The organism is Actinomadura sp. NTSP31 (assembly GCF_041951385.1).
GTDB lineage: Bacteria > Actinomycetota > Actinomycetes > Streptosporangiales > Streptosporangiaceae > Spirillospora > Spirillospora napierensis.
This window is the reverse complement of the sequence record NZ_JBGNUT010000027.1, coordinates 45,951-68,485: the sequence shown is the minus strand read 5'-3', so window position 1 is coordinate 68,485 and position 22,535 is coordinate 45,951. Positions and strand designations below refer to the sequence as shown.

At 72.4% G+C, this 22,535-nt stretch carries 21 protein-coding genes; 10 read left to right on the top strand and 11 right to left on the bottom strand.

Annotated elements, in window-relative coordinates:
• Positions 1 to 192 precede the first annotated feature (192 nt).
• The 6 genes from ACA514_RS35310 to ACA514_RS35285 form a co-directional block, all read right to left on the bottom strand.
• Positions 193 to 744, bottom strand: a complete 552-nt coding sequence (locus ACA514_RS35310) for a flavoprotein (protein WP_375045614.1) — start codon at positions 742 to 744, stop codon at positions 193 to 195.
• A 45-nt stretch (positions 745 to 789) separates the two neighbouring features.
• Positions 790 to 1,152: a nuclear transport factor 2 family protein gene (locus tag ACA514_RS35305; RefSeq protein WP_375045613.1), complete on the bottom strand. Its 363-nt coding sequence runs from the start codon at positions 1,150 to 1,152 to the stop codon at positions 790 to 792.
• A 53-nt stretch (positions 1,153 to 1,205) separates the two neighbouring features.
• Positions 1,206 to 1,562 (bottom strand): hypothetical protein, encoded by a 357-nt coding sequence (locus ACA514_RS35300; protein ID WP_375045612.1) that lies wholly within the window; start codon positions 1,560 to 1,562, stop codon positions 1,206 to 1,208.
• Positions 1,563 to 1,684: 122 nt separating this feature from the next.
• Entirely contained in the window at positions 1,685 to 2,347 is a 663-nt protein-coding gene (locus tag ACA514_RS35295) for a response regulator (protein ID WP_375045611.1), read from the bottom strand.
• 16 nt (positions 2,348 to 2,363) lie between these two features.
• A complete protein-coding gene (locus tag ACA514_RS35290; protein ID WP_375045610.1) occupies positions 2,364 to 3,500 on the bottom strand; it encodes a sensor histidine kinase in 1,137 nt (378 codons plus the stop codon).
• Positions 3,497 to 3,979 (bottom strand): hypothetical protein, encoded by a 483-nt coding sequence (locus ACA514_RS35285; protein WP_375045609.1) that lies wholly within the window; start codon positions 3,977 to 3,979, stop codon positions 3,497 to 3,499. Before ACA514_RS35285 ends, ACA514_RS35290 begins: the two co-directional genes overlap by 4 nt.
• Before the next feature lie 254 nt (positions 3,980 to 4,233).
• Between ACA514_RS35285 and ACA514_RS35280 the strand changes: the two genes are divergently transcribed.
• Positions 4,234 to 5,112, top strand: a complete 879-nt coding sequence (locus tag ACA514_RS35280; RefSeq protein ID WP_375045608.1) for a hypothetical protein — start codon at positions 4,234 to 4,236, stop codon at positions 5,110 to 5,112.
• A gap of 191 nt (positions 5,113 to 5,303) precedes the next feature.
• Here ACA514_RS35280 and ACA514_RS35275 read toward each other — a convergent pair whose 3' ends face one another.
• Positions 5,304 to 7,394, bottom strand: a complete 2,091-nt coding sequence (locus ACA514_RS35275) for a type IIA DNA topoisomerase subunit B (RefSeq protein ID WP_375045607.1) — start codon at positions 7,392 to 7,394, stop codon at positions 5,304 to 5,306.
• Between the two features lie 227 nt (positions 7,395 to 7,621).
• On the opposite strand from ACA514_RS35275, the gene ACA514_RS35270 reads away from it, so the two are divergent.
• The 3 genes from ACA514_RS35270 to ACA514_RS35260 all read left to right on the top strand — a co-directional run bounded on the left by ACA514_RS35270 (position 7,622) and on the right by ACA514_RS35260 (position 9,956).
• Positions 7,622 to 8,524 (top strand): ABC transporter ATP-binding protein, encoded by a 903-nt coding sequence (locus ACA514_RS35270; protein WP_375045606.1) that lies wholly within the window; start codon positions 7,622 to 7,624, stop codon positions 8,522 to 8,524.
• A complete protein-coding gene (locus ACA514_RS35265) occupies positions 8,521 to 9,594 on the top strand; it encodes an ABC transporter permease (RefSeq protein WP_375045605.1) in 1,074 nt (357 codons plus the stop codon). Before ACA514_RS35270 ends, ACA514_RS35265 begins: the two co-directional genes overlap by 4 nt.
• A 137-nt stretch (positions 9,595 to 9,731) precedes the next feature.
• Positions 9,732 to 9,956 carry a hypothetical protein gene (locus tag ACA514_RS35260; RefSeq protein ID WP_344263044.1) on the top strand — a complete coding sequence of 75 codons (225 nt, stop codon included), beginning with the start codon at positions 9,732 to 9,734 and terminating at the stop codon, positions 9,954 to 9,956.
• Between the two features lie 195 nt (positions 9,957 to 10,151).
• Here the strand turns inward: ACA514_RS35260 and ACA514_RS35255 are convergent, their stop codons facing one another.
• Positions 10,152 to 10,895, bottom strand: a complete 744-nt coding sequence (locus ACA514_RS35255; protein WP_375045604.1) for a GNAT family N-acetyltransferase — start codon at positions 10,893 to 10,895, stop codon at positions 10,152 to 10,154.
• 60 nt (positions 10,896 to 10,955) lie between these two features.
• Here ACA514_RS35255 and ACA514_RS35250 point away from each other — a divergent pair, with 60 nt between their 5' ends.
• A complete protein-coding gene (locus tag ACA514_RS35250; protein WP_375045603.1) occupies positions 10,956 to 11,696 on the top strand; it encodes a YaaA family protein in 741 nt (246 codons plus the stop codon).
• Positions 11,697 to 11,800: 104 nt separating this feature from the next.
• Here the strand turns inward: ACA514_RS35250 and ACA514_RS35245 are convergent, their stop codons facing one another.
• The 3 genes from ACA514_RS35245 to ACA514_RS35235 form a co-directional block, all read right to left on the bottom strand.
• Entirely contained in the window at positions 11,801 to 13,462 is a 1,662-nt protein-coding gene (locus tag ACA514_RS35245; protein ID WP_375045602.1) for an RNA polymerase sigma factor, read from the bottom strand.
• A gap of 264 nt (positions 13,463 to 13,726) precedes the next feature.
• Positions 13,727 to 15,808, bottom strand: a complete 2,082-nt coding sequence (locus ACA514_RS35240; protein WP_375045601.1) for a SpoIIE family protein phosphatase — start codon at positions 15,806 to 15,808, stop codon at positions 13,727 to 13,729.
• Between the two features lie 462 nt (positions 15,809 to 16,270).
• Positions 16,271 to 16,852 (bottom strand): HhH-GPD-type base excision DNA repair protein, encoded by a 582-nt coding sequence (locus ACA514_RS35235; protein ID WP_375045600.1) that lies wholly within the window; start codon positions 16,850 to 16,852, stop codon positions 16,271 to 16,273.
• Between the two features lie 191 nt (positions 16,853 to 17,043).
• Here ACA514_RS35235 and ACA514_RS35230 point away from each other — a divergent pair, with 191 nt between their 5' ends.
• The 5 genes from ACA514_RS35230 (at position 17,044) to ACA514_RS35210 (ending at position 22,505) form a co-directional block, all read left to right on the top strand.
• Positions 17,044 to 17,745, top strand: a complete 702-nt coding sequence (locus ACA514_RS35230) for a molybdopterin-dependent oxidoreductase (RefSeq protein WP_375045599.1) — start codon at positions 17,044 to 17,046, stop codon at positions 17,743 to 17,745.
• Positions 17,732 to 18,508 carry a cytochrome b/b6 domain-containing protein gene (locus ACA514_RS35225; protein ID WP_375045598.1) on the top strand — a complete coding sequence of 259 codons (777 nt, stop codon included), beginning with the start codon at positions 17,732 to 17,734 and terminating at the stop codon, positions 18,506 to 18,508. The genes ACA514_RS35230 and ACA514_RS35225 overlap by 14 nt, the downstream gene beginning before the upstream one ends.
• A 140-nt stretch (positions 18,509 to 18,648) precedes the next feature.
• Positions 18,649 to 18,897, top strand: a complete 249-nt coding sequence (locus tag ACA514_RS35220) for a hypothetical protein (protein ID WP_344263059.1) — start codon at positions 18,649 to 18,651, stop codon at positions 18,895 to 18,897.
• Between the two features lie 171 nt (positions 18,898 to 19,068).
• Positions 19,069 to 20,619, top strand: coding sequence for a hypothetical protein (locus ACA514_RS35215; RefSeq protein ID WP_375045686.1), 1,551 nt, complete (start codon positions 19,069 to 19,071; stop codon positions 20,617 to 20,619).
• Positions 20,620 to 20,717: 98 nt separating this feature from the next.
• A complete protein-coding gene (locus ACA514_RS35210; RefSeq protein ID WP_375045597.1) occupies positions 20,718 to 22,505 on the top strand; it encodes an SseB family protein in 1,788 nt (595 codons plus the stop codon).
• Positions 22,506 to 22,535: the final 30 nt, after the last annotated feature.

The following is a 22,535-nucleotide window of genomic DNA, read 5'->3' as shown; positions in this document are numbered from 1 at the left end:
CGGCTCCTTTCCTAGCGGGGCGGCGGGCACCGCAGAAGCTAGGAACGGGATGTTTCTCCGGGGTGTCGGAACCGGTTGCGCCCCGTTACGCCGGGTCGTCCCGCGGCGAAGGGGTTCTGGGCTGCGGGTTCGTACCGGCGGCCGGGGCATGCGCCGAGTCCGGGCGGGTTTCGGCCGGACCCGTCGCCCGGGTCATCCCCTTGTCAGACCGGCGCGGAGCGAGCGGAGGTGGTCGTGGAGTTCCGTCCAGGGGAACGCCGCGCCGCTCGGTTCGTCCGAATCCGGGTTCGGGAGGCGGTCCGGGTCCAGCAGGACGGTGACGCCCCAGGCGCGCAGCTCGGCGACGCTGCGGCTGAAGACCGGGTGGCGCGCGAGCGCCGCGTTGGGCCAGGGTGCGGCGACGATGGGGCGGCCCAGGCCGACCGCCTCGTTGAGCAGGCCGAGCGCCAGCGTGTCGCTGGTCCCGTGCGCCCATTTGTTGACGGTGTTGAAGGTGGCGGGCGCGACCGCGAACGCGTCGGCGGGCGGCAGCGCGTCGGGCTCCTCGGGACGCTTGTAGTCCGAGCGGACGGGGAAGCCCGTCAGCCCGGACAGGCGCGGCGCGTGGAGGAACTTCGTGCCGGACGGCGTCGCGACGACGCAGACCGTCCAGCCGTCGCCGAGCAGCCGCTCGACGAAGGCCGGCAGTTCGGCGGCGGGCCGCCCGCCGCAGGCGATCACGTACAGCACCGGACGCGCGGCCACCCGACCTCCAGGATCTCGATCGGGTTCCACCCTCCCACGCGCCGGTCAGGACTCGACGTCGCCGGGCCCCCAGTGCGCCTCCATCCGGACGATCCTGCCGTCGTCGCCGAAGGTCATGACGTCGATGACGCGGATGCGCATGCCGGGCATGTGCACGCTGAAGGCCATCGCGGCGCGGTCGCCGTGGGAGCCGCGGACGGGGGCGTCCAGCGCGAGCTTGGCTCCGGCGGCCACGGCGTTGCCGTAGAACTCCTCGATCGCGGCACGGCCCTGGATCGGCGGGTTGCCGACCGGGTCGACCACGACGGCGTCGTCGGCGTACAGGCCGGTGACGGCCGCGGGGTCGCCGGAGTTGAAGCCGTCGACATAGGCCTGGAGCGTGCTCTTCATCTGTTCCTCGGTCGGCATGCGACCGAGGCTACCAAGCGAACGCTTGGCCGCCGCCGCGCGACCGGCCGCGCCTAGGGCAGGCTGAGGGCGGCGAGGCGGTCGGCGCGGTCGGCGCAGGCGCGCTCCGCGCACGCGGCCAGGCCTTCCAGCAGGTCCGCCGGGCCGTCCACGGCCTCCTCGTAGTGCCAGTCGCGGACGAGCGCCTCGCCCTCGGGGCCGGGGTCGAACCGGCCCTTGGCGAAGCAGCCGGCGACGGCCATCCGGACGATCACGCGGTCGCAGTCGTCCAGCTGCGTCACGTACGCGGCCGCGTCGATGAGGCCGATCGCGGCGCGGGCGTTGCGGCAGTCGTCGGTGCGGTCGGGGCGGGCGATCCGCCACTGCGCGTACGGCCGCAGGTACTCCGCGATCATCAGGGTTCTGTGCACGCCGAGGTCCTTCCGGGTTCCAGGACCTCCCATGCTGGGGACGGCGCCGCCCCGGGACGGGCGCCTTGACCGAGGTCTTGCCGCCCGCTGACCGATTGATCGTCCCCGCCCGGCGGAGGCGTCTAGGACCCGGCCAGCCCGTGCCGGAAGGCGTACGTGACGGCCTGCGCGCGGTCCCGCAGGCCCGCCTTGGCGAACAGGTTGTTGATGTGCGTCTTCACGGTCGCCTCGCTGATGAACAGGTCGCCGGCGATCTCGGTGTTCGACCGGCCCTGCGCGATCAGCGCGAGCACCTCCGCCTCGCGCCGGGTCAGCCCGTCGGGCAGCTCGCCGCGCGCGGGGCGGGCGGGCCGCTGGTCGGCGGCGACCGCCTCCACCAGGCGGCGCTGGATCGCCGGGTCGAGCTGCGCCGCGCCGCCGCGGACGGCGGCGACCGCACGGGCGATCTCGTCGGCGCCGGCGTCCTTGGTGAGGTACCCGCGGGCCCCGGCGCGCAGCGCCGCGAAGATCGACTCGTCGTCGGCGTAGGTGGTCAGCACGACGACCTCGACGTCCGGATGCGCCTGCTTGATCCGCCGGGTCGCCTCCACCCCGTCCACCCGCGGCATCCGCAGGTCCATGAGCACCACGTCGGGCCGCAGCTCGCCGACCATGGCGACGGCCTGCTCGCCGTCGCCCGCCGATCCGGCCACGTCGATGCCCGGCAGCAGCTCCAGCAGCAGGACCAGGCCCTCCCGCACCACCGTCTGGTCGTCGACGACCAGGATCCTCGTCTCGTCGCTCACCGTCCCCCGCCTCGTGTCACGCCGGCACCCGGAGGGCGACGCGGAATCCCCTGCCCTCCGGCCCGGTCTCCAGGGTCCCACCGATCAGTTCCGCGCGCTCCCGCATGCCGACCAGCCCGTAGCCGCCGCCCTCGATCCCCCGGACGGGCTCGGTGCCGCCTGTGTCGGTCACCTCGAGCTCGACGGCGTCGCTGAGATAGCGCAGCGTGACACGGGAGCGGGCCCCCGGCGCGTGCTTGCGGACGTTGGTGAGCGCCTCCTGGGCGGTGCGGACGACGGCGAGCCCCGCCTGCGGCGTCAGCTCGCGCGGCGCACCCGTCACCTGGACGTCGCACGGGCGGCCGGTGCCGACGGAGAACTCCTCCGCCAGCTCCGCGATGACGTCCTTCGGCTCGGGGATCTCCCCGCGCAGCGTGGCCAGCGCCCGGCGGGTCTCCTCCAGGCCGGAGCGGGCCAGGTTGCGGGCGCGCTCCACCCGGTCGAGGGCCTGCACGCGGTCCCCGTCCCGGGACAGCAGCAGCCGCGCGCCCTCCAGGTGGACGATCTGCGCCGACAGCGAGTGCGCGAGGATGTCGTGGATCTCCCGCGCGATGTGCGAGCGCTCGGCCAGCACCGCGTTGGCCGCCTCCGCGCGGCGGGTGGCCTCCTGCGCGAGGACGCTCTGCCGGCTGGCGAGGGCGCCGAGGGTCAGGCCGACGAACGCGGCCAGCAGCCCGTAGTCGGGCCCGTGCCCGGCGGCCTCGCCCAGCGCGGCGACGGAGACCACGGTCGCGGTCCCGAGGCCGAGGCCCCAGCGCGCCGGGACCCTCATCAGCAGCGCCCACAGGGCCGCCATCGAGAAGTAGTAGCCGCCCCCGCCGTGCGGCGCGATCGGATAGAGCGACAGCGACGTCCCCATCGAGGCCAGCAGCAGGGAGTTCCCCGCCCAGCGCCACGGGGAGTCCTTCGGCCGGCCCACCCACAGGCCGGTTCCCAGCAGGACGAACGTCGCGGCGTTGAGCAGGACGACCGCCAGCCCCGTGCCGTGCAGGGCCGGGGCGGGCATTCCCCGCAGGAGCCCGTGGAGGTAGGCCACGCCGCCCCAGATCAGCACGACCGAGATCGCGACCGTCCGGACGAGCCGCTCCTCGACGGTGAACGGGCTGAACCTCACGATGCGGCGCCGACCGGTGCGGCCCCCGTGAGGCGCCGCCCGCGCCACACGACCAGCAGGTTCTGGACGATCAGCGTCAGGGCCAGGAAGACCAGGAAGGCGCTGGAGCCGACCTTCAGGCCGAGCGCGTGCCCGGCCGCCAGGAACCCGACGCGGCTGAGGATCGACACCAGCCACGCCGCGAGCGTCCAGCCGGTGCCGCGCCGCCACAGCTCGCCGTCGTCGGCGCGCCACAGCCGGACGGTCACCGCGCGCAGGGCGCCGAACGCGACGGCGGCGACGGCCTCGACCGCCAGGAGCGCGACGCTCAACCCCGCGTGCGCCTGGTCCAGCAGGCCGCCCTGCGCCACGCCGATCACGGCGAGGACGGCGGGCAGGGTGTAGAGCCTGCGCTCGCCGACCGGCCGGGACCGCAACTGCCGGTAGAGGACGAGCCCGAGCACGGCGAGGGCGATGAGCACGTTGTCGGCGGTGTTCATGGTCTCGACCGTAGGTCCGGCCGGCCGCGCCGGGGATCGGCGTCCGGCTGGACTTGCGGCTCTCCACCGGCGGGTGGAGAACCCTCCGTCAGCGGTGGATCACGCCCGGACATCGCCAGTGAAAGCTGGCCGAATCCGGTCAGGTGTGCGATCTTGCTTCGAGAAACGATCACGTTTTTGAATCGGGTACCACTCCGGCGTGGATCGCTCCAACCAGCGGTCCGCGCATCCGACGAAAGGCGCGTCCAGAACCCGTGAAATCCATCCTTCGCGCCGCCTCCGTGGCGGCGCCCCTCGCCCTGGCGCTCGGCGCGGTCGCCGCGCCCGCCCAGGCGTCCCCCCAGTCCCCCGCGACGGCCGCCGCGGCACCCGCGCCCGCGCCCGGCGTGCCGGCGTTCGACTTCGCCAAGGACTGCCCGCCGCTGCCCGCCGGCATCGACCCGTCCCTCGGGATGTGCATGCAGATGGTCGTGACCGGCGGCACCATGAAGCTCGGCGGGCTCGGCCAGACCATCACCCAGCCGATGCGGATCACCGTCCAGTCGGTCCAGGCCGACGCGTCGTCCCCGTCGGAGTTCACCAGCGTGTCGCTGGCCGGCAAGCCGATGACCGTCCCCGGCGGCGTGCTCGGCCTGCTCGGGCTGAACGTGCCCGGCCTCGACGGCCTGCCGTTCAACAAGGTGCAGGTGCAGCCGAAGTACACCGGCGGCTTCAGCTTCGACCTGCCCAACGCGGGGCTCGAGATGAAGATCAAGATCATCAACGACGCGGTCGGGAAGGGCTGCTCGATCGGCTCCAAGAAGGACCCGGTCAAGCTGAACCTGGGCGTCGACCTCGGCCAGATCAGCGTCGTCGACGAGGGCGACGTCAACGACACCTTCCACCACCCGCCGGTCCTGCACACACCGGCCTCCGACACCGCCTTCGCGGTGCCGCGGACGTCCGGCTGCGGGCTGTTCGGACCGGTGATCGACTGGAAGGCCGGGCTGCCGTCGGCGTCGGGCCAGAACAGCGCGTCGTTCGACACCTACCTCGCGCTCGCCACGTACGCCCCGCCGTCGCCGGCCGCCGTGCAGCGCAAGGCGAAGCAGGACCCGATCCAGCGGCTGCGCGACCTGCGGATCGGCCGCTGACCCGCCCCTCCCCGGGGCCGTGCACGACCTGACGGCCCCGGCCCCGCACCGGGCGTCACCGGCACCCAGCGCGCCCCGGGGGCGGCACCCGCACCGCCCCCGGAGCGACGGCCACAGATCGGTACGCCTACAGATCCGTGCGCCTACAGATCCGTGCGCCTACAGATCCGTGCGCCTACAGACCGGTGCGGCTAGAGATCGATGCGCTCGGTGTCCAGCTCGGAGGCCCCGGCGGTGATGAACTCCCGGCGCGGCCCCACATCGCTGCCCATCAGCAGATCGAAGATCTTCGCCGCCTCGTCGGCGTCCTCCACCCGGATCCGGCGCAGGATGCGGTGGCGCGGGTCCATCGTGGTCTCCGCGAGCTGGTCGGCGTCCATCTCGCCGAGGCCCTTGTACCGCTGGACGGGCTCCTTCCAGCGCTGGCCCTTGCGCTCGAACTCCACCAGCTTGCGGGTCAGCTCGCCGTCGCTGTAGCAGTAGACGTACTTCTCCTGGCCCTTCCTGGGCTTGACCAGCTCGATCCGGTGCAGCGGCGGGACCGCCGTGAACACCCGCCCCGCCTCCAGCATCGGCCGCATGTAGCGGAACAGCAGCGTCAGCAGCAGCGTGCGGATGTGCGACCCGTCGACGTCGGCGTCGGCCATCAGGATGATCCGGCCGTAGCGGGCGGCGTCGATGTCGAACGTGCGGCCCGACCCGGCCCCGATCACCTGGATGATCGCGGCGCACTCGGCGTTCTTCAGCATGTCCGCGACGGACGCCTTCTGCACGTTGAGGATCTTGCCCCGGATCGGCAGCAGCGCCTGGAACTCGGAGTCGCGGGCCAGCTTGGCGGTGCCGAGCGCCGAGTCGCCCTCGACGATGAACAGCTCGCTGCGGTCGTCGGCGTTGCGGCAGTCGACCAGCTTGGCCGGCAGCGCCGAGTTCTCCAGCGCGGTCTTGCGGCGCTGGTTGTCGCGCTGGGTGCGGGCCGCGATCCGGGTCTTGGCCGCCCCGACGATCTTCTCCAGCACGGCCCGCAGCGGCTGCTTCTGGCCGCGCGGCGGGTTCTCGAAGATCTCCTTCAGCTCCCGGGTGACCACCTGCGAGACGATCCGGGTGGCCGCGGAGGTGCCGAGGACCTCCTTGGTCTGCCCCTCGAACTGCGGCTCGGGCAGCCGGACCGTCACCACCGCGGTCAGGCCCTCCAGGACGTCCTCCTTGATGACGTCCTCGTCGCCGTTCTTCAGCAGCCGGGTGGCGCGCAGCTGCTCGTTGACGACCTTGAGCACGGCCCGGTCGAAGCCGCGCAGGTGGGTGCCGCCCTTCGGGGTGGCGATCACGTTCACGAACGACCGGGTGATCGTGTCGTAGCCGGTGCCCCAGCGCAGCGCGACGTCGACCTCGAGGTCGCGCTCCACGTCGGTGGGCGTGAGGTGGCCCTGGTCGTCCAGTACCGGGACGGTCTCGGTGAAGTGCCCGCGGCCCTGCAGCCGCAGCACCTCGACGAGCGCGGCGTCCTTGGCGAGGTAGGTGCAGTACTCGCTGATGCCGCCGTCGAAGCGGAACGTCTCCTCGACGACCTCCTCGCCGCGCTCGTCGCGGACGTCGATCGTCAGCCCCGGGATCAGGAAGGCGGTCTGCCGCATCCGGTCCATGACGAGGGGCTGCTCGACCGTGGCGTCCTGGAGGAAGATCTGCATGTCGGGCCAGAACCGCACCCGGGTGCCGGTGACCTTCCTGGCGACCTTGCGGGTCTGCCGCAGCCCCGACTTCTTCTTGAACCGGGCGTTGGGGCGGCCGTCGTCGGCGAACTCGCCGGGCAGGCCGCGCCGGAAGCTGATCGCGTGGGTGTGGCCCTCGCGGTCGACCTCCACGTCCAGCCGGGCCGACAGGGCGTTGACCACGGACGCGCCGACGCCGTGCAGGCCGCCGGACGCGGTGTAGGACACCCCGCCGAACTTGCCGCCCGCGTGCAGCCGGGTCATCACCAGCTCCACGCCGGGCAGGCCGGTCTTCGGCTCGAGGTCGACCGGGATGCCGCGGCCGTTGTCGCCCACCTCGAACGACCCGTCCGCGCGCAGCGTCACGCTGATGTGCGTGCAGTACCCGGCCAGGGCCTCGTCGACGCAGTTGTCGACGATCTCCCACAGGCAGTGCGCCAGGCCACGGCTGTCGGTCGACCCGATGTACATCCCGGGTCGCTTCCGCACGGCCTCCAGCCCCTCCAGCACCGAGAGGTGCCGGGCGGAGTAGCCGTGCGGGTCATCGGTCATCGCTTCGGCGGTCGCGGCGGTCAACTGCGTGTGCTCCTCGGGGGTAGGACATTCGGCAAGAGGGTACCCCCGGGCACCGACAAACGTTCGAAGGGCTCGCCGCCTCGGCCGTTCCGGCACGCCCGCGCGGACGATCTCCCCCGCCGGTCCCCCGCGGTCCGTCCGATTCTCCCCCAACCGGGGGTGGACCGCCGCAACGTCCACCTATGGGTGGGTGCCCCGGCCCGCCGCGCTTCCCTAATGTCCTGCCCATGGCAGAAACGATCGAGGTCAGCGGCCTCCGTAAGCGCTACGGGGACGTCAACGCGGTGGACGGGGTGACGTTCGCCGTCGACGAGGGCGAGTTCTTCGGGATCCTCGGGCCCAACGGGGCCGGCAAGACGACGACCCTGGAGATCGTCGAGGGGCTGCGGCAGGCCGACGAGGGGACGGTCTCGGTCCTCGGTCTCCCCCCGTGGCCGCGCAACCCGCGGCTGCTCCCCCGGATCGGCGTGCAGCTGCAGGCGTCGTCGTTCTTCGAGCGGCTCACCGCGCGCGAGCAGCTGCGGACGTTCGGGTCGCTGTACGGCGTCCCGGCGAAGAAGGCCGACGCGATGCTGGAGACCGTCGGGCTCGCCGACAAGGCGGACGTGCGGGTGGAGAAGCTGTCGGGCGGGCAGGCGCAGCGGCTGTCGATCGCGTGCGCGCTCGTGCACGACCCGGAGCTGGTCTTCCTGGACGAGCCGACCGCCGCGCTGGACCCGCAGGCCCGGCGCAACCTGTGGGACGTGCTGCGCGCCATCAACACCGAGGGCCGCACCATCGTCCTGACCACGCATTACATGGACGAGGCCGAGATGCTGTGCGACCGCGTCGCGATCATGGACTCGGGCCGGATCCTGCGGCTCGGGCCGCCCGCGGTGCTGGTGCGCGGGCTGGACGCGCCGGCCCGGATCAGCATCGCCAGCGGCGTGCTGACCGAGGCCGACGCGCGCCGGCTGCCCGGCGCCGACGACGCCGAGGACGACGGCGTCTCGCTGACGATCTCCACCCGGGACCCCTCCGCGGTGGTGGCGGCGATGGCCGCCAAGGACGCGCTGGACGGGGTGCAGATCCGCGGCGCCACCCTCGAGGACGTCTTCCTGGAGCTCACCGGACGGGAGTACAGGGCGTGAGCACACTGGAGAGTTTCAAGAGCCTGTCCCGGGCGATGTTCCTGGGCTTCCGGCGGGACCGCGGCGCGCTGTTCTTCACCGTGCTGTTCCCGCTGATGTTCCTGGTGATCTTCGGCGGCGTGTTCGGCCACCAGAGCACCTCCAAGGTGAAGGTGCTGGAGATCGGCCGGGTGTCGATCCTGGACGGGGCGATGGCGCACGGGGGCGGCGAGCTCCGCGACACCATGAAGCTGTCCAGGACCTCCGACAGGCACGGCGCGCTGCACAAGGTCACCAAGGGCGACGCGGACGCGGCGGTGGAGCAGGTCGGGAACCAGCTGGTCGTGCACTACTCGGCGGCCGACCAGGTGAAGTCCGGGACCGTGCAGGGCCTGATGAACTCGATCGTCCAGGGCGCGAACCAGGCGGCGACCGGCAAGCCGCCCGCCTACCGCGTGGCCGCGCGGCAGGTGGAGGACGATTCGCTCAAGGCGATCCAGTTCTTCACGCCGAGCCTGCTGGGCTGGGCGCTGGCGTCGGCCGGCGTGTTCGGGGCGTCCCAGACGCTCGTGACGTGGCGGACGAAGGGCATCCTGCGCCGCCTCCAGCTGTCCCCGGCGCCGGTGCCCACGGTGTTCGCCGCGCGGGTCGCGGTGAGCCTGGCGGTGGCGCTCGTGCAGTTCGGGCTGTTCGTGGCGGTGGCGCAGCTGCCGGTGTTCGGGTTGAAGCTCGGCCACTACTGGTGGATGGCCATCCCCATGGTGCTCTCGGGGGTGCTGGCCTTCCTGGCGATCGGGATGGTGATCGGCGCGTGGGCGAAGACGCAGGAGACGGCCCAGGCGGTGACGCAACTGGTGGTGCTGCCGATGGCGTTCCTCGGCGGCTCGTTCTTCCCGCTGGACGCCTCGCCGACGTGGATGCGGACGCTGGCCTACATCTTCCCGCTGCGGTATCTGAACACCGGGATGCTGAACGTGATGGGCCGCGGCCTCGGGCCGATGTCCGCGCTGCCGCAGATGGGAATCCTGCTCGGTTTCGCGGTGGTGGGCGGCCTTGTCGCCATGCGCCTCTTCCGCTGGGACGCCGCGTGACAATCGCGAACCGGCCGATGTGACCTCGGTCACTAATTGGGCCATTCCGCTGTGGGCGTACGAAGAACCAGGTTGGGAACGTCCACGTCGGGTTAGATGTTGTCTTAAGTACCGACCCCGAGCATGAGGAAGGTGCCGTGACTGGAGCCCTTGCCCCGACCAAGCCGCTGACCGTCGCCGACCGGTGCGACCGCTGCGGCGCTCAGGCCTACGTCCGTGCGGTCCTTGTAGGCGGCGGCGACCTTCTGTTCTGCGCCCACCACGGGCGTAAGTACACGGAGGCCCTGCGCGCCAACGGGGCCGACATTCAGGATGAGACCGACAGGCTCAACGAAACCCCGGCCGCCGCCGTGGACGACTAGCGGCAGGCATCGAAATAGCACGCCCGCGGACGGCGGTCACCCGAGACGGTGACCGCCGTTCGCATTTCAGTCGCCGGTCCCATCGGACCCCATCCCGGGCAATGACCGAATGGATTCGGTGAGTGATCGATTCATCACACTGCGTATCCATGAAATGGCCTGCCGGTGGCGCGGACCGCCGCGCCGCCGGCCTTCTCACCCCGGCGTGACGCTCTTCACGCGATAGTGGTATCCGCCCGACTCGGTGAACCCCTCGGCCGCGTACATCGCCCGCGCCGCGGCGTTCCGCTCGACGACGACCAGGTACGCCCGCTCGCAGCCCTGCTCGCGCCCCCAGCCGAGCAGCGCGCGCAGGACGCGCCGCCCCAGCCCCCGGCGGCGCGCCTCCGGCGACACCGCCATCGCGTAGATCCCCAGCCACTCGCCCTGGGGGACGCCCCGCCCCACGGCGACACCGCCGAGGGAGGCGTACCCCGCCGGGACGCCGGTCAGGATCCGCGCCGCCGTCGGCAACTGGTCGTCGTAGCGGCCGTCCACCGACCACCAGACGTCCAGCCAGCGGGCGGACGGCTCGTCCGCGATCTCCACACCGTCCCGCTCGTACGGGCCGTCGATGTCGGCCGCCATGCCGAGCGTCGGATCGACCACCTCGTAGCCCCGCGCCTCCAGGACCGCGTCGAGCCCGTCCGGCCGCGCGCGCTCGCTCATGGAGAACACCGCAGGCAGGCCGCGCTCGCCGTAGAAGCGCTCCGTCCGCCGCAGGGCCTCATCGAGGTCCTCAGGAACGCCCAGGGGCAGGACGGAGTTGGCCCGCTTGGTGACGCCGTCGGCGTGGCGCAGCAGCCAGCCCCCAATATCCTGGACGGACCGCGCGGGCCAGGCCTCGGCCACGAGCCGGTCGAGGTCCCGTGGCCCCTGGACCGTCGAGTACCTCGCCATCAAGAAACACCCGCCATCAAGAAACACCCGTCACCAGAGAACACCGCTTTCGGGGGGAACGTGCACATCCTGCTGCCGCCGTCGGAGAAGAAGGCTACCGAGGGCGACGGGCCGCCCCTCGACCCGGCCTCGCTGAGCTTCCCGGGGCTGACCGCGGCGCGCAGGCGGGTCATCACCGCCCTGGCCAGGGCGTCCCGCCGCAAGGACGCGCCGGAGGTCCTCGGGCTGCCGGCCGGGCAGATCGACGAGGCCCTGGAGCGCAACAGGGCACTGCGCGAGGCGCCCGCGCTGCCCGCGGCACGGCTGTACACGGGCGTCCTCTACGACAACCTGGACCTGCCGAACCTGGACGCGCGGGCCGCCGCCGAACACATCGTGGTCTTCTCGGGCCTGTGGGGCGCGCTGCGGCTCACCGACCGCGTCCCGCCGTATCGGCTGTCCATGTCGGTGTCGCTACCGCCCGTGGGCCGTCTGGGGACGTTCTGGCGGCCGGTGATGCGCAAGGCGCTCGACCTGGACGGGCTGATCGTCGACATGCGCTCCGGACCGTACGCGTCGGCCTGGAAGGCCCCCGGGCCCGCCGTCGCGGTCCGCGTCTTCCGCGAGCGGATCGTGGACGGCGCGCCCGAACGGACGGTCGTCAGCCACATGGCCAAGGCCACCCGGGGCGCGATCGCCCATGACCTGATCAGGACGGGCGCCGACCCCGCGACGCCCGAGGAGCTGCTGAAGGCCGTCACCGGCCTCGGGCACACGGCCGAGCTGAACGGCGCGAACCTCGACGTGATCCTGCATTCCTGACGGACGGCGCACGCGCCCGGCCGCCTGGACGCCCGGACGCCCGGACGCGCCACCGTGAAGGCCCCCGTCCGCCGGACGGGGGCCTTCACGGTGAGAAGAACGTGTCAGTCGAGGTAGTCCCGCAGCACCTGCGAGCGGGACGGGTGGCGCAGCTTCGACATGGTCTTGGACTCGATCTGCCGGATGCGCTCCCGGGTCACCCCGTACACCTTGCCGATTTCGTCCAGCGTCTTCGGCTGGCCGTCGGTGAGGCCGAACCGCATCGACACCACGCCCGCCTCGCGCTCGCTGAGCGTGTCGAGCACCGAGTGCAGCTGCTCCTGCAGCAGCGTGAAGCTGACCGCGTCGGCCGGGACGATCGCCTCGGAGTCCTCGATCAGGTCGCCGAACTCGCTGTCGCCGTCCTCACCGAGCGGGGTGTGCAGGGAGATCGGCTCGCGGCCGTACTTCTGCACCTCGACGACCTTCTCCGGGGTCATGTCGAGTTCCTTGGCCAGCTCCTCCGGGGTGGGCTCGCGGCCCAGGTCCTGGAGCATCTGGCGCTGCACGCGGGCCAGCTTGTTGATGACCTCGACCATGTGCACCGGGATGCGGATGGTGCGGGCCTGGTCGGCCATCGCGCGGGTGATCGCCTGCCGGATCCACCAGGTGGCGTACGTGGAGAACTTGTAGCCCTTGGTGTAGTCGAACTTCTCGACCGCGCGGATCAGACCGAGGTTGCCCTCCTGGATCAGGTCCAGGAACAGCATGCCGCGGCCGGTGTAGCGCTTGGCCAGCGAGACCACCAGCCGGAGGTTGGCCTCCAGCAGGTGGTTCTTGGCGCGGCGGCCGTCCTCGGCGATCCACTCGAAGTCCTCGAGGTCCTCCTCGCCCAGCGCGGGGCCGTCGGCGGCCAGCCGCTCCTCGGCGAACAGGCCGGCCTCGATCCGCTTGGCCAGCTCGACCTCCTGCTCGGCGTTGAGCAGCGGGACCTTGCCGATCTGCTTGAGGTAGTCCTTGACCGGGTCGGCGGTGGCGCCGGCCGCGGCGATCTGCTGGGCGGGCGCGTCCTCGTCGTCGTCGCCGAGGGTGAAGCCCTCCTCCTCGGCCGGGGCGTCGCCGCCCTTCTTGCCGGCGGGGGCGGCCTTTTCGGCGACGGGGGGCGCGGCCGGGGCCTCGTCCTCCTCGCCGTCGGGCGTCTCCTCGGCCTCGGCGGGCGCCTCGTCGACGAGCTCGACCTCGAGGTCCTTCAGGTCCTCTTCGAGGTCGACGTCGACCTCGTCGTCGAGGTCGGGGTCGTCGGCGGACTTCTTGGCCGGGGCGGCCGCCTTGGCCTCCGCGGGCTGCGCGGCCTTCTTGGCGGGCGCGGCCTTCTTCGGCTTGGCCTTGGCGGACTTGGGCGGAGCCGGCTTGGGCGCCGCGGGCCGCGGGGCCTCGGTGCGCGGCGCGTCCTCGGGGACCGCGTCGTCGCCGACGACCGCGGTCACCGTGTCGGGCTGCTCCTTGGCGGCAGCGGTGGTCCTGGGCCTGCGCGCCGGCGGCGCCGCGCGCTTGCGCGAACGCTTGGGCGCCGCGGAATCGGCAGCGCTCACCACCACGGTCACACCCTCCTTGCTGAGGCTCCGCAGAATGCTGGAGGCCTTCGACACGGGGATGTCGGCCTCCTCGAACGTACGGCGTACGTCGTCGGCTTCGAGGTAACCCTGGGACCGTCCACGCTCGATCAGTTGCGCGATGACGTGATCGTGCAGATCTGACGCTTTCGAGGTCGAGCTAGCAGGCGACACAAATACCTCTCGAACGAACGTGTGGCTTGGTTGACCCAAGTGCCCTGACGGGCCCGGCCTCACACTGGGTGGGACCACACACTGGGCGGACCTCCCGGTGCGGGACCGCAGCGTACCCGCTCTCACTGGGTCAAGCATTCTGGCACTGCTGCGCATTCCGCCCTGAGGTCCTACCCGGTAACTCTCCACCTTAGAGGGCGCGAGGCGGTCCTTCGTACGGGCGGGACCGACTTCTCACCGTCTGCGACGGGCTTCACTCGGGTTTCACCTGGACTTGGGCGGGACGTGCAGGGCGAGCACGGTCACATCGTCTACCTGCTCGTACCCGGCAAGCATCCGATCGACCAGGAAGTCGACGAGTCTTTCTGGATCTCCTACCACTTCAGGTGGGGCGTCCGCGGCCGTCGCGACGAGTTCCTCCAGCCCGGCGTCCACCCCACGCCTACGGTTCTCCACAAGTCCATCGGAATAGAAGACCACAGTGTTGCCGGTCTCGATGGAAAAACTTGTCTGCTGCCGCTGGCTCGGCCAGCCGAGCGGCGTGCCGGGCTCCCGCGTGCTCACGCGCGCGGGGGCGTCCGGGGAGATCAGCAGGGGCGGCGGGTGGCCGGCGTTGCTGAAGGCGCCGCGGCCCGTCTCGGGGTCGATGACCGCGTACGCGACCGTGGTGAACTGCTCCTCGTCCTCGGTGGCGCTGAACAGCCGGTCGAGTCCGGCGAGCACCGCGGCGGGCCGCGGGTCGTTCAGCGCGAGCGCGCGCAGCGCGTTGCGGACGCGTCCCATTCCGGCCGCGGCGAGCACGCCCTTGCCCATGACGTCGCCCACCGCGACCGCGAGCCGGTCGTCGGGGAGCCGGAAGACGTCGTACCAGTCGCCGCCGACCTGGACATGGCGGGTGGCCGGGTTGTAGCGGGCGGCCAGCACCATCCCGGGCAGCTGCGGGAGGTCGCTCGGCAGGAGGCTGCGCTGGAGCTCCTCGGCGGTCCGGTGCTCGCGTTCGAACAGCAGCGCGCGCTCCACCGCCAGGGCGCACTGCCCGGCGAGCGCCTCCAGGAAGACCCGCTCCTCCTCGGTGATCTCCCTGGGCCGGGTGAAGGAGAAGCGCAGCGCGCCTATCGGGGCGCCCGCGGCCAGCAGGGGCAGGCCCACCCACGCGCGCTCTTCCGGATGCTGGGCGAACAGCTCCTTCTCGTCGCGGCCGAGCTGCAGGCGCAGGCTGTCGGGATGCTCGGCCAGGAACGGGCGGCTCTCGCGCACCGCGACCGACATGACGGTCTGGTCGGCGACCTTGATGTCGTCCCGGGAGGCCGGGCGGGCGTCGCCCTCCGCGCCGGGCTGGGACGGAGTGACGATGCTGAGGCGCAGCTTGTCGTCGTCCAGCAACGCCACGGCCGAGTAGTCGGCGCCGATGGCGGACCGCCCGACCTCGGTGATCACCTGGACGACCTGGGAGACGGTCAGCGCCTCGGCGAGCATCGAGGTGGCCTGCTGGAGCCGCGCGGTGCGCAGCGCCGCGGCCGACAGCTGCTCGGTCAGCCGCCCGCGCATCTCCTCGGCCTCGCGCTGGCCGGTGACGTCGGTGTTGGCGCCGACCCACTCGATGACCTCGTCACCGCGCCGGATCGGGACGGCCCGCACGTCGAAGTGCCGGTACGTGCCGCTCTTGGTGCGGATCCGGTAGTTGGTCTCGAAGACCCGGTCGTCCGCGACGCAGTCGCGCCAGGCCGCCTCGATGCGGGGACGGTCCTCGGGATGGACGACCGCCATCCAGCCGCCGACGGCGTAGTCCTCGGGGGCCTGGCCGGTGATCGCGCGCCATTCCGGGGCGTCGTCGATCACGCCGCCGCCGGGCGCGGCCACCCAGACCACCTGGGCGCTGGCCTCCACGAGCGAGCGGTAGCGCTGCTCCTTGCGCCGGATGACCTCCTCGGCGCGGCGGCGCTCGGTCACGTCCAGTGCGGTCAGCACCACGCCGAGCCGCTCGCCGCCGGACCCGCGGGCGGGCAGCCACGTGCAGGCGAGGATGCGCTCCTCGACGGCGGTGGCGACCGCGGACGGCCCGGCCGCGCGTCCGGGCTCCCCGTCGGCGGGGACGACGAGGTCGAGGTCGGCCAGCGGGCGGTCCTCGGCGAGCACCGTGCGCAGCGCCGTCTCGAACGCGCCGGCCAGGGTCTCGGGCAGCACCTCGGCGGGCCGCCGCCGCTGCAGGTCGCGGACGTCCACGCCGAGCAGCGCCGCGAGCGCGTCGTTGGCCCTGCGGCAGCGCAGGTCGCCGTCGAAGAACGCCAGGCCGCCGGGAGCCTCTTTCAGCAGGGTCGCGTACAGCGCGGAGTCGGACGCATCCATGGGCTGTCCCTCCACCCCTGAGACGCGGGGTTGGGGCACGGACGTCTCGGTGCTCATGGACAACACCTCCGCCCCAGAGGGTCCCGTACCGCGCGGCAAGTTTTCATCACTATGAGTGAATGGGAGCAGGCTAGCGCTCCCGCCTCCATCACAACACCGGTCGGAGTCAGGTATTCATCATCCCGGTGGTTCGCCGCCTACGGAAGCCCTGAAGGACATCCTTGTCTCTGTGCTCCCATGCGACGGCGCGGGATTCGGACGCCTTCCTACGGGACGCCGGACGCGGCCCCATGAGGAGGGCGAGTAGGCGATGTTACGGCGCCCGGGGCGGGATGGGCGGCCAACTCCGCAGCTTCGGCGAGTTTCCGGTCGCCGGCCGTTCCGGTCACCCTCCGCCCGTTTTGGTGGACAAAAAGACGATAAAGACCGTTTTTGTGTCCGGCGCGCCCTTACCCGCCGGCGCTACTTACCGGCCTTGGCGGCGGCCTTCATCTCCTGTTTGAAGGCGCGCACCTTCGCCAGCGACTCCGGGCCGGTGATGTCGGCGACCGACCGGTGCGAGCCCTCCTCGCCGTACGCGCCCGCCGCCTCCCGCCAGCCCTCCGGCTGGACCCCGTACTGCTTGCCCAGCAGCGCCAGGAAGATCTGCGCCTTCTGCCTGCCGAAGCCGGGCAGCCCGTTCAGCCGCTTGAACAGCTCCTTGCCGTCGGCCGCGTCCTTCCACACCTTCTCGGCGTCCCCGTCGTAGTTCTCGACGAGGTACCGGCACAGCTGCTGCACCCGCTTGGCCATCGAACCGGGGTAGCGGTGCACGGCCGGCTTCTCCGACAACAGCGCCGCGAACCGCTCCGGGTCGCAGGCGGCGATCTCATGGGCGTCGAGATCGTCCGTCCCGAGCCGCTGCGCGATCGTGTACGGGCCCGAGAACGCCCATTCCATCGGGATCTGCTGGTCGAGCAGCATTCCCACCAATGCGGCGAGCGGGCTGCGGCCCAGCAGTTCGTCGGCCTCGGGCCGCTGTGCTAGGTGAACCTTCGTGGCCATGGGGCCAGCTTAGGACCGCCGTCGGGTGCCGGTAGGCCGGTACAGGCGGCCCCCGGCCGGTGGCGTCGTCGTCGGTGGCGGCGGCATCGGCGGTGGCATCGGCGGTGGCATCGGCGGCGCGAATCTGTCAGAAGTCTTACGAGGACGCCCGGAACCTGGCGGTTCGCAGGCCGCAGTGCTCGAATGGAGAGGTGAACGAGGAGCCGGCAGAAGGCAGTCCCGTAGGGCGGCGGGTCGTGCTCGGGATGCTCGGCCTCGGCGTCGCGGGGGTCGCCGTGGGGGCATCCGTACAGAACAAGGTGAACCGTGCCCTGGCGCCCGTGGGCGGGATCCAGGACGTCCTCCCGGCGGCCGGAGGGTTCCGCTACTACTCCGTCACCGGAAGCGTTAAGCGGCAGAGTGTCGCCACCCACCGGGTGACCGTGGGCGGCCTGGTGGACAAGCCTCAGGCGTTCAGCATGGCCGACCTGGCGCGGCTGCCGCAGACGGTCCTCGACAAGGACTTCCAATGCGTGACGGGCTGGCGGGTGCCGGACGTGAGGTGGGTGGGCGTCGCCCTCCCCGACCTCCTGGACGCGGTGGGGGTGTCACCGCAGGCCAAGGCCGTCCGGTTCAAGTCGTTCGACGGCACCTACACCGAGTCGCTGACGCTGGCCCAGGCGCGGCGCCGCGACGTCCTGGTCGCGACGCAGATGGACGGCAAGCCGGTCACGCATGACCACGGCGGCCCCACCCGGCTCTATGTCGCGCCCATGTACGGCTACAAGTCCCTGAAGTGGCTCAGCGGTATCGAGCTCACCGACAAGGTCAAGCCGGGCTACTGGGAGGACCTCGGCTACGACGTGGACGCCTGGGTCGGCCGGTCGAACGGACGTGACGATGCACCCACATGACGCCCTGCACCCCGAACCGGCCAGTCCCGGGGCGGCACGGCCGGCGTGGATGCTGCGGTTCACGCGGGCGGAACGGGCGATCCATCATGTGACCGCGCTGCTGATGGGGGTGTGCCTCGTCACGGCGGGCATGCTCTACCTGCCGATGCTGTCCACGGTGGTCGGGCACCGCGAACTGGTGAAGACCGTCCACGTGTGGTGCGGTTTCGCGTTGCCGGCCCCCATCGTCCTCGGCCTCGTCTCCAGGGCGTTCCGGACCGACCTGCGCAACCTCAACAGGTTCGCGCCGCACGACTGGGAGTGGCTGAAGCGCGGCGACCGCAGGGCCGTGCGGCACGGCCGGGGTGTCCTGCCCGTGGGCAAGTTCAACGCCGGCCAGAAACTGAACGCGGCGTTCACGGCGGGCGCGATCCTGCTGATGCTCGGCACCGGGGAGATGCTGACGTTCCCGGACCCGTGGCCGGTCCATTGGCGCACGGGCGCCACGTTCGTGCACGACTGGCTCTTCCTCCTCATCGTCATCGTGGTGGCGGGACACCTGTGGGAGGCGTTCCGGGATACGGAGGCGCTCGGCGGGATGCTCACCGGCCGCGTCGACCGCGACTGGGCGGCCAGACACCACCCGGGCTGGTTGGACGCCGTCCAACGGAGCGCCGCCAGAGCGCCTGACGGCGGCCGCGGCACGGGATCGGGCGAGGAGGCCACCGGCGCGACCGGAGAAGGTGGTCCAGAATTTGCGAAACGACGCCCCGGTATGTCTTGACTCTCCCCAGGAACGCGCTGGAATGAGACATCGAGGCGACGTTCGGGCGGAAGCCCCCGACCAGGGGTGATCCACGCGCACTCCGCCTCGGCCGGCGGCATCCCCGTCCGCCGGGACCCCGTGCGCGGAGGTGTGCGCAGATGCCTGCACTGACCGATCACCGGAGCGAGACCCGCGACGCTCTCACGCGGCGGCTCGCCGACGAGTTCGCGAACTTCACCTCGGACGCCGTGGACCAGTGCGTCGCCGACGTCCAGGCGTGCATGGCCCATCTCGGCCTCGACCCGACGCCCGCGCGCGTGGAGCGCATGGCGCGCGAACATCTCGTCGGCATGCTGAAATCCGAGCCGCCGTCAGGGCGGACCCAGGGAACCGGGGTGGACGGCTGAGCCCCGGAACGGTCCCGTCCCCCGGGGCGGTCCGGCGCCTTACGGGCGCGCGCCGCCGCGGGATCTGAGAAACTAGGGACCGTGAGTCCTCCCAGCCGCCGTTCCTCGTCCGGGGATCCGGCGCGGGCCGGGTCCGCCCCGCCCGGCGAGGTCTCCGAGATCTTCGACGGGATGCTGCGGCACGCCCGCGAACTGCTGGCCGTGCGCAGCCCGCTGGACGCCGAGCTCATCGTCAGCGAGATCCTCGGCTCCTGGTGGGGCCACCGGGTGTCCGCCGGGGACGTCGAGGTGGTCATCGGCGAGGCGCTGGCCGACCACGCCGCGCGCGCCGGCACCCCCGCCGCGCTCGCGCTGCTCACCGGGATGGCGTACCTGGGCACGCCGCGGCAGGCCGCCAGGGCCGAGCGCGCCGCGCTGGAGCTGATGGAGCGGGGCGTCGCCCGCCCCGGATGGGCCGACCGCGTCGGCATGGTGGAGCCGGAAGAGTGCTTCGTGTCCCGGGACGTGTACGGCGACCAGGACTCCATCGTCTGCACCTACACCTACGGCGGCGCCGACCGGCACGCGCTGGTCGTCCTGGTCGACCGCAACAAGGCCGGGGTCGTCCCGTACGCCGACGCCCCGTCCACCCCGGCGTCCCGGCCGTCGCCGCGCGGCGGGCGCCCCCCGGCATGCGGGATGGTGCGCGACGCATGGGTGTCGTCCCAGGTCGACAAACTCCTCGACCACTGCCGCCGCGAAGGCCGCGACAACCCCCTCATGCGGTTCGAACAGCTCGACCCGCGCGACACCAAGGCGCTGCTGCGCAGCGCGCTCGACCTCACCAACGACACGACCGAGCCGCCGGTCAACGACACCTTCGGCTCCTACCACGCCTTCGTGCGCGCCCGCGTGGGGATCCTCCCGCCGGGCGGGCGCCTGCCGCAGCCGCCGGTGTACGGACGCGACCGGCGCGCCACGATCGCGGCGCGGTTCCTGTCCTCCGACGAGGCCGGCGACCTGTCGGACCTGTCGGCCGCCAGCCGCTGCGTGGACCGGATCATCGCCTACGGCTGCACGCACGACTTCGGCCGGCCGCTGCGGGTCAGCCCGATCAAGTGCGAGATGTTCCTGCTCGACTGGCTGCCCCGCAAGGTCCTCCTGTCCCCCGCCGAGCAGGAGGCCGTGCCGCACGTGCTGGCGGCGTGGGTGCGCTGGGCGGGCAAGCGCACCGGCCTCCCCGAGGAGGGCGTCAGGGCGACCCTGGACGCCGTCTGGGACGCGACCGGGAAGTTCGCCGAGGCGTACCGCGACCCGTCCGCCTTCGGCCTCGACCGCGACCTCGTCGTCCGGCTGCTGCCCGACGGGGAGCTCGAGGCGCTCCCCCGCCGCGCGTTCGCGCTGCCGTTCCTGTCCGGCACCCACCGGCGCTCCGGCCGGCACGGCTCGGTCGACCTGTCGGCGCTCGACCCGTCCGATCCGGCCGACCGCCGCGTCATCCTGGAGTTCGAGCACCCCGGCGCGGACGAGGAGCACCTGGACGCGCACGAGAGGCTCACCGACCGGCTGTGGAGGGGCGACCCGCCGCAGCTGTGGGAGACCGCCCAGTCGCTGCTGGACATCGGCCATGAACGCCACGAGATCCTGCACAAACTCATCGGCGTCCTCGATCGCTGCGGCGACGACCCGGACGCCCTCAGGGAAGCGCTGCGTGTGCTGCGTCACGAACCGCCGCCCGAGTGAAGTCCCGGTTTGCGCGCGGCGTCCCCGGCGACAATCATCGGATCTCGGGCATGGTCTCGCGGGGGCCCGGGACCGCCCCCCGGTCGTAGGGAGTGATCTTGTTGGAGTGGTCCGAGTTCGCCCGCCGGCTGGGGCGTGAACTGGCGGGTCTCGACCGGGACACCATCCTGATCGTGCGCGAACGCGACGAGAGCCGGCACTACGTGCAGGCGATGCGCGAGCCGGACCGGCTGTACGCCGAGGCGGTCAGCAACAACTTCCTCGACGGGCCGCTGCTGCTCACGCCGGCCGACGAGGAGGTCATGAGCGACGCGGGCTGGCGCCCGCCCGCCGACCCCGCGCCCCGGAACTGGTGGACCGAGCTGCCCGAGGCGGGCACGCCCGGCGGGATGCGGTCGGTCACCGTCGGCGACTACGCGCGGCTGGCCGAGGTGATGGTCACCGCGCTGCGCGACGTGCAGGGCGTCCGCCGCCCCTCCGACCTGGTGTACGAGTCGTTCCACCGGCACGGCACCGGCCTGATCGAGCTGCTCGACTTCGGCATCGACATCGCGGACCCGTCCCGGGTGAGCAAGCGCCGCTCGTCGGCCGCGATCGCCCCGCAGGCGGCCGGCCCGGACGCCGCGCCCCCGGCGGCCCCCGGCCTGCCGCCCGCCGGCCTGCCCCCCGTCATGCCGCCGCCCGTCACCCCGCCGTCCGCAGGCCCGCCGCCCGCCGGCCTGCCGCCCGTCACGCCGCCGCCCGCCGGCCCGCCCATGCCGGTGCCGCCCCCCGGCGCCCCCGGCGGCGACGCCGAGCTGCTCGAGGCGCGGCTGGCCGAGGCGAAGGAGCGCGGCGACCACGCCACCTACTTCACCCTGCTGGCGGGCGCCGACCTCGTGCTCCCGGCGACCGGGCACGCCGTCGAGAACCCCGACCGCGCCGAGCTGCCCACCATCACGATCGGCAGCGGCACCTACGTCACGCTGTTCACCTCGCCCGGTGCGCTGGCCCGCACGGGCGACCAGCACCCGCTCTACCGGCGCACGTCGTTCGCCCTGCTGGCGGCGGGCTGGCCGGACCCGTCCTGGCAGCTGGCCGTCAATCCAGGGCTGCCGAGCGAGGTCCTGCTGGACGCGTCCGCCCTCGCCCGCCTGGAGGCCGCCCAGCGCGAGACGCCGTCCGCCGGTCCCGAGGTCCCCGGCCCCTACGGCGGCATCGGTCCGGATACGGCGGCCGGTCCCGGCCATGCCGGCGGCGGGCCGGCGTCCGCACCCGACGGTTCGGGCATGTACGGGCCGCGCGGTGTCAGCGGGCCGTCGCCGGAGGCCAACGGCTCGTTCCCCGTCAACGGTTCGCCCGCCGTCAACGGGATCCCGGGCCTTAACGGGGCGACCGGCCTCAACGGCATTCCCGGCGTCAACGGGAGTGGCCGCGCCGACGATCCCTACGACGACTCCGGCACCGCGATCGACCCGTACACGGCGGAGGAGTTGAGGGCCGCGCTCGAAGCCGGTACACCGGACCTGGGAAGGGCCAAGCCGGAGACCCCGGAGCCCGAACCGTCCACCGCCGCCCCCCTGGGCGCCCCGACGGACGGGACACCGCCCGCCGGCGAACCGCCGGCCGCGCAACAGCCCGGCACACCGCAACAGCCCGGCACACCGCAACCCGACGTGCGACCGGCCGGTGCCCCACAGCCTGAGGCGCAACCGGTCGTCGAGCAGCAGCCCGCCGATTACTCCATGCGGGTTCCCATGCAGGTGCCCATGCAGCCGCCCCACGGCACCCGTCTGTGGCGCTCCACCGGCGAGGACGACGACGTCCCCGTCGCCGTCTACGACGCCATCGGCGGTGTGTGGAGCCCGGCGCGGACCGACGCCCTCCCGGCTCCCCGGGCGGAGTGACGGAGCGTTCGGCTACCGTCGGGTACGGCA